Raw genomic sequence first — 6,525 nt, forward strand, 5'->3', positions numbered from 1 at the left:
GCAATAGCAACAAGATACGACAAACTTGAGCGAAATTATGCCAGTATGGTTGCCATGGCTTTTATAATGATGTGGTTACCCATGTGGGCTGTATAAGTTATGTACACGAAACGTCAACAGCCCCTAGTCTACGTACCGGAATTAATTTTTCCCACTGACTGATTAATGGTGCCAATTCTGGATCATTCAGCGTCATATCTGTCGCTATGTATCCCGGATTAATGGTATTGACACGCACATCTCTATCCGCCCATTCAACGGCCAGATTTCTTGACATGGCTATTACACCGGCTTTCGATGCCGCATACGAACATTCTTTCTGGGGAATATTTGTAATATGAGCTGACATAGAGGCAATATTGATAATTGAGCCTCCACCCTGTTTTATCATCACTTTTCCGGCAGATTGTGCAGTTAAAAAGGCACCATTTAAATTCACATTGACAACGTTACTCCAATTTTTCAACGTATCATCCTCTACCGCGACTACGTGTCCGATCCCTGCATTACAGAACGCAACATCCAGTCGGCCAAATTCCTATCGTGTCAATCATTGCATTGATCTCATCAGGCTGGGTAGTATCTGTTTTAATGGCAATCGTCCTCTTATTTGTTGCCTGAAAAATCTCTTTTGCAGTTTTTTGTGTCGCTTTTATATCGACATCAACGATTGCAACCTCTGCGCCTGCTTCAGAGAGAGACATAGCTAATTGTTCTCCAATCCCTTTGGCACTGCCTGTAACAACTATTTTTTTCTCATCTAGGCGCATTTTTTCTAGAATACCCATGCTATTTTCCTTTTCCTGGATAGATAGGATCAATATGCTGAGCAAACACTTTTATATTCTTGGTCGCACTGGAAATTGGCGCTATGTCTGTGTATTGAGCAGAAAAAATAATATCAACCCCATATTTTTCACAGAGTTTGTCAGCCTCTACTGCCAGTGCCATTGCGTCTTTTTCGAACAAATAAGCTTTAGGACTCATTTCAAAAAATGGTTTACTGATTTCAAAAACACGCTTCACAAAATCCCCTAATTCAACATTTTCTTCAAAAATATTGCGGTCTCAGGCAATGTTTTAGATGGCTTTCCACAGGTACTACATTCCAGATTGAGAAAACCATTATATCCAACCTCTTTTAACGCATTAAAACCCGCCTGCCAGTCAATGGCTCCATAGCTAGGAAGCAAACGGTTATTGTCACCTAAATGGACATGTTTAATAGCGTCTCCAGCATATTTAATGCTTTCTGTGATGTTTGATTCTTCTATTGACATGTGGAAAAAATCAGCTAAAACCCCTGTATTTTCCCTATCTAACGTATCAATAATATCCGTACATTCTTTGATACTGTTCAAATAAGGGCTTTCATACCGATTAATCCCCTCTAACAGCATTTTTCCTGTTGTTCCCATGAGAGGCGCGGTAACCTCTTTGTACATTTCAAGAAAATCCTGTTTTTCAGTTTCTGTCATTTTCTTATAGGGATGAAACAACGGCAGCGGATTTTGTGTACCGTATGCAAATTCCAGTTCAGTGACCGCGCCAATTTCACCACTGATTTCGGCTGCTCGCTTATACATTTCCCGGCTTTTTTTTCTGAGATCGATGTTGTCACTCATTAAATGTCCGTAAATCTCATCGGTAAAGGCAAATTCACACGGAATAATGCCCGTATTTTCCCTTAAATTCAGAACTTCTTCATGTAACTCTTCGTTCCATTGGCAATAATTCATAAATAGAGCAATGCCATCGTAGCCCCATTTGTACAACAGGTTGGCCTGTTCAGTTAAATAATTCCCCGGCAACATTAGGTTCGAACATGATATTTTCATCATAAAATCCATTTCAAACGTTGTAATTTTTAAGTTAAAAAAATATGTACTGCTGTTTTTAAAAAGTATCAGTTTCCTGACTTTTCACGTGTAATTTCCAGATTTTGATCCGGTTAATTAACCGTTATATAGGAAATATTCTATATGATGAGAGTCAATCTCCAGAAATTCAAACGTTATAACTCTAAGCTTTAAATAAAGGTCATCATTAGTCAAGCAGGAAGTTTACAGTCTGATAACAAAATCTGCTTTTTGTGATAGCGTTCCATTTTTTTGCAACACTAATTTTTATGAATGTTGGGCTTGCTTAAATCTATCAATCTATCCGGTGTCAATATGGGCAAGAATGCCCGCGCCTCAATGAGTTTCTCGCTTGATGAACCTTAAGGTCACTATCTGACAGAAGTTGTTGCAGCATGAATGCCCCACCGTTTTCGTGTTTTCTCGCCTGTTCAATTACACGTGCCCGCATTTCCAGGCTTTCTTGCGTTAGCAATTTTCTGTAATTAGGCATAATTATTTCTCTAAGTTGTCCAAATGACGACGGTACTCAAAATCAGCTTGTCGGATCATTTCCTTGTAGAACCGTTTTTCATTTACCCCCTGTTTTATTGCAAAGCAGCTACATCTAATTGTTCTCACTTTTAATCAACAAAGATACTAATATTGTTAAAACCACACACAGCTGTTCACCAAAAAAGAAAGGTATTGACCATTTAATGAACGTTAACTAGGCATTAGTATGATGAAATTGTGAAATTGACAACGTTGTAAATATATTTTACTCTCAAATCAATCAACAACACCTGTGTTATTCCTCCTTAATTAGAGGAAAAGGGTATACCAGTAATGACATATAAAGCTAACAAGCCTGTTACGATTAAATCTATTGCCAAAGAATTAAATATTTCGTTTTCAACAGTTTCGAAAGCACTGAACAACGATCCTGCTATTAAAGAAGAAACCCGACGATTGGTTTTAAATAAAGCAAACGAGATGGATTATATGCCCAATTCACTTGCAAAGGGGCTTCGCAGCCATTCTACCAAAACTGTTGCTGTTATTTTCAGCGATATCGAAAACCCTGTACTGGCCTACATTTTCTGTAAGATCCTAACCCAGATGGCGGAGCATGGATATACCACCATGATTTTTGATTCGCAGTTCAATGAAAATACAGAGCGTGCCAATATATTGACCGTCCTGTCCAGACAAGTGGATTTTATTATTCTCGAGCCGACATCTATGAACCCCGATAATTTACGTCTGTTATCAAAGATGTCCAACCGCCTCACCCTTCAGGGTGTTCATTATGAAACAATGAATTGTCACCATGTCCATGTTGATTACGCGCATGGTGGTTATCTTGCCGCGAGGGAAATGCTGTCAAACGGACATAGAAACTGTCTGGTTATCACAGAGTCATTATCATTTCCTACGAGCAAAGAGTTTGTATTAGGGATCGAACAGGCTTACAACGAATATGGCATTCCGTTCAACAAGGATATGGTAAAAACAACACATTCATCTATTACAAACGGATTTCAGGTTATTCAAGAATTATGGGATCACGACAAAAATACCTTCAGTGTCCCTATAACCGGGGTGTTAACTTTTGACGATATTCTGGCCTACGGAGTATACAAAGCAGCTATACAATATCATTTTAGAATACCAGACGATATCAGTGTGATTGGATTCGATGATAACCCAATTTCTGCTTTTTCCATGCCGCCTCTGACAACCATACACCTGCCTAAAGACAAAATGGCGGAAAACCATATTAATATTTTGCAATCAACGTTATTAAATGAGAGCACTGAAACACGCTTTTTTTCTACTGCGCCCACTTTGGTTGCCAGGGGTTCTGTACGCAATTTATTAGAAAAAAAGAGATGTTAGCCTGATGAATATCATAGCTATTGATTTAGGGACGACTAATATCAAAGTTTCTGTATATGATAAAAGTCTGACCCCACTTAATACACTATCAGAAACTGTCAACTACAACCGAAACGGTGAACTTGTTGAATTTGATTACGAGCAACGCGGCGGACTGCAAAACGTGATGTTCCATTCAGACTAGGGTAGCCAATATGCCAGCCGTTCATTCCGGCAAAGGCTGTGGCGTTATCGCATGAGGCAAAGTATGAGCCGCCGTGGCAATTGCTGGGATAATGCCCCAATGGAAAGGTTGTTTAGAAGCTTGAAATCAGAATGGGTGCCTCCGGCAAAAGCTGAGGCTCTCGCTAATTTACTGTCCGGAATTAGTTGACCACTACATATGCCCATTACTTACTCTTTTACCATCTTTTAATATTTCAAAGTTAGCCTGTATACCAGTATTAGTAAACTCTGCCGGAGTATTTGGTTTTTCTTTGGGAAAACGGTAAACGCGAGTACCATCAGCATTCACCCAACCTTTACCATCTGTAGTTAATTTAGCACCATCACCTACCCATATTTTTCCTAATCGATCAGCTTCCTTCTGTGTTCCTGAACCAACAGAGAAGTTTGGATTTCTTGTACCACTACCCTTGATTGCAGCCCCTAACCTCGGATCTTGCTTCGCAATATTATTCAAATTTTGTCTATTCAAGTCCTCTTTGAGTTTTGGATAAGTAGCGACATTTTCCGCTCCACTTGTGTTTTTCCCTACGGACTCAGACTGAGCACCTTTGCCGGCATTATTTTGCGATGATTTTGGTAACGACTTCGACCCTTTGGCTCCCTCCATAACAATAGGCAGTGTCATCGCCATCGCCTGGGTAGTTTCAGGATTCATTCCCATTGCCTCAAAGCGTTTTGACCAGCTGAGTTCGCCCACCTTGCCTGTGACCGCCTGACTTAACGTATTCACCGCCGACAGGTAATTTCTGAACTCAACCGGCAATGTGCTATCCCTGTCCATATTTCTGAGGGTACGTTCAAACACCGGTTATTAAAGGATTATGATTTTTACATACCTAACTATTCGCAAGGCTTAGACTGGACTCTATAAAGGTATGGTTATCTGGTTGATCAGTGGCCGGTTGAGTCGATGACGGTTAAACTTAACGCGATTGAATTCGTCGATGAATTCTAGGATGTCGCCAAACGTTGTACTGTCATCACTTTCGATAATGGCTTCCAAGAGCTTCAATGTTGCTTCGGTTTCATCATATTGAGTGGCATCAGGCATACCTTGCCTACTGAGACAGAACGGCGTAATGTTATTTGAGTCATGTCCAATCGATTCGATGCGGATATCCAGTAATCAATGCCGATAGAAATTATACTCATAAGTGAATTTGTCACGGTTTTCGAAATGAAAAGACGCAAGTGAAACTGCCCAAGGATCATCCGAAAAACTTAGGCCACCTTCATAGCTGATACCATAGTCTTTACAGTAGATATGAAAGGTATGGAGATGGTCATTATCCCAGCCAAAAGCAAATTGCAGTAGAAAATGAAAGGTTCCCAATGGCATCTCACTCTGAATTCGAAAACGTCGCCAGATCATAGGGCTGACACCCCGAATAGCGGCTTTTACTGTGTATACGGGCATAATTTTTCTTTTATCATGATAATAAAAAGAACGATCATATTAATAGGAGAAAAGAATACCCCATAAATTTTTATGCTCTCTACTAGAGGTCTTTTAACGAATTTATAGTGCGTTTTATATCCTTTAATGCTTGTTCGTATTCCTGATTTTTTTCTTTTAGGGTAATTATTAGATTATTTTCAAACCCATCAGAAAAGTTATTTTTGTATAACATTAAAACTTGTTCGGCAAAAAAATCATCACCAATGTAGAAATAACATTCTGGTACATTCAATATCTTAGCTATCTGACACGCTATTTCGTATGGAGGAAATACAGTTCCTTTTTCATATCTGCTGATTTTTTTTCGTGCTTGTTCCGAATCAATGATTCCTAATGCCTCTCCTACTTCTCGTTGAGATAAATTTTGTGCTTTTCGTGCCGCTATCAATCGCTGTGGCTTCATATGTAAAAAATATAAGTGGTTTCGATGGTTTCACCTTAATTATTTTTTACCATTGTTTCAGAATAGGCGTTAGGCTCACATTATGACACAAGACCCATATAATGAACCTTTTCAGTTTCATAGGTGACGCCGTAACATAAAGCCAAGGTAAATCTTATGTATATATATAAGATTTACCTTGGAAATCCCATGAGTTTACTTAATGGCTCGCCTCAGCATTTTTTTCACCATGATCCCTCTTAGTACTACAGCCGTACTTATCCTGTGGGTGGGCTCCATCCTCTGCGACGGTAGTGACACTGCTGAGCGCAGTACTGGTGCCTTCGCCTCCAGATAGACCAATGTAGAATGTGTTCAACGACATCCTGGGTTTTCCACATCAGTCGTGACAGTAGCCTGCGCAACACCGGGACGCTCAACGCTATCCAATGGCATTCGGTTAAGGAGTTTACTATATTTATGAGAGGTATCCTCCATTGAGTGGTGAAGCTATGGATATATTTAATTCTCTAAATCAATCGTTTTTTGAAACATGTGAAAAAAATTGATAAACTTTGGCAAAAAAGGAGAAGAACCATAGATACCAAGATGGTGGTTCTATTCCTTATGAAAATAATCACGGGCAAGAACAAACATGGATACGGTTACATTATTAATGAAATATGGGATAGCTGCATCAGAGAAAAAATACCTTT

General features: G+C 39.4%; 11 protein-coding genes and 2 pseudogenes. 3 read left to right on the top strand and 10 right to left on the bottom strand.

Translation table 11 applies throughout. From position 1 onward, the window contains the following. Nucleotides 1-96: pseudogene (locus C5470_RS20980) on the top strand (IS5/IS1182 family transposase); the annotation flags it as partial. A gap of 1 nt (nt 97) precedes the next feature. On the opposite strand, the gene C5470_RS22545 reads toward C5470_RS20980, so the two are convergent. From C5470_RS22545 to C5470_RS21000, 5 genes are all read right to left on the bottom strand, one after another. Next, the gene (locus C5470_RS22545; RefSeq protein ID WP_207627070.1) at nt 98-526 is read right to left on the bottom strand and encodes an SDR family oxidoreductase; all 429 of its coding nucleotides are present in this window, start codon (nt 524-526) and stop codon (nt 98-100) included. Further along, nucleotides 507-788 carry an SDR family NAD(P)-dependent oxidoreductase gene (locus tag C5470_RS23315; RefSeq protein WP_207627069.1) on the bottom strand — a complete coding sequence of 94 codons (282 nt, stop codon included), beginning with the start codon at nt 786-788 and terminating at the stop codon, nt 507-509. Before C5470_RS23315 ends, C5470_RS22545 begins: the two co-directional genes overlap by 20 nt. Nucleotide 789: 1 nt before the next feature. Then, a complete protein-coding gene (locus C5470_RS20990) occupies nt 790-1,026 on the bottom strand; it encodes a beta/alpha barrel domain-containing protein (protein WP_166291694.1) in 237 nt (78 codons plus the stop codon). A gap of 8 nt (nt 1,027-1,034) precedes the next feature. After that, the gene (locus tag C5470_RS20995) at nt 1,035-1,850 is read right to left on the bottom strand and encodes a sugar phosphate isomerase/epimerase family protein (protein ID WP_166291696.1); all 816 of its coding nucleotides are present in this window, start codon (nt 1,848-1,850) and stop codon (nt 1,035-1,037) included. A 319-nt stretch (nt 1,851-2,169) separates the two neighbouring features. Continuing rightward, complete coding sequence (locus tag C5470_RS21000; RefSeq protein WP_166291698.1) at nt 2,170-2,352, bottom strand: hypothetical protein; 183 nt, start codon at nt 2,350-2,352, stop codon at nt 2,170-2,172. A 335-nt stretch (nt 2,353-2,687) separates the two neighbouring features. Here C5470_RS21000 and C5470_RS21005 point away from each other — a divergent pair, with 335 nt between their 5' ends. Then, the gene (locus tag C5470_RS21005; protein ID WP_166291700.1) at nt 2,688-3,740 is read left to right on the top strand and encodes a LacI family DNA-binding transcriptional regulator; all 1,053 of its coding nucleotides are present in this window, start codon (nt 2,688-2,690) and stop codon (nt 3,738-3,740) included. A 136-nt stretch (nt 3,741-3,876) separates the two neighbouring features. Then, nucleotides 3,877-4,065, top strand: a pseudogene (locus tag C5470_RS21010) (DDE-type integrase/transposase/recombinase); the annotation flags it as partial. A 51-nt stretch (nt 4,066-4,116) separates the two neighbouring features. On the opposite strand, the gene C5470_RS23110 reads toward C5470_RS21010, so the two are convergent. From C5470_RS23110 to C5470_RS21040, 5 genes are all read right to left on the bottom strand, one after another. Next, complete coding sequence (locus C5470_RS23110) at nt 4,117-4,731, bottom strand: hypothetical protein (protein ID WP_242688257.1); 615 nt, start codon at nt 4,729-4,731, stop codon at nt 4,117-4,119. A 102-nt stretch (nt 4,732-4,833) separates the two neighbouring features. Beyond that, the gene (locus C5470_RS21025) at nt 4,834-5,019 is read right to left on the bottom strand and encodes a hypothetical protein (protein WP_166291702.1); all 186 of its coding nucleotides are present in this window, start codon (nt 5,017-5,019) and stop codon (nt 4,834-4,836) included. A 75-nt stretch (nt 5,020-5,094) separates the two neighbouring features. Further along, nucleotides 5,095-5,385 carry a plasmid pRiA4b ORF-3 family protein gene (locus C5470_RS21030; RefSeq protein ID WP_166291704.1) on the bottom strand — a complete coding sequence of 97 codons (291 nt, stop codon included), beginning with the start codon at nt 5,383-5,385 and terminating at the stop codon, nt 5,095-5,097. A gap of 82 nt (nt 5,386-5,467) precedes the next feature. Then, entirely contained in the window at nt 5,468-5,815 is a 348-nt protein-coding gene (locus C5470_RS21035; RefSeq protein WP_242688258.1) for a helix-turn-helix domain-containing protein, read from the bottom strand. A gap of 214 nt (nt 5,816-6,029) precedes the next feature. Then, nucleotides 6,030-6,194, bottom strand: a complete 165-nt coding sequence (locus C5470_RS21040) for a hypothetical protein (protein WP_166291708.1) — start codon at nt 6,192-6,194, stop codon at nt 6,030-6,032. Nucleotides 6,195-6,525: the final 331 nt, after the last annotated feature.

The organism is Photorhabdus stackebrandtii (assembly GCF_011189495.1).
GTDB classification, from domain to species: domain Bacteria; phylum Pseudomonadota; class Gammaproteobacteria; order Enterobacterales; family Enterobacteriaceae; genus Photorhabdus; species Photorhabdus khanii.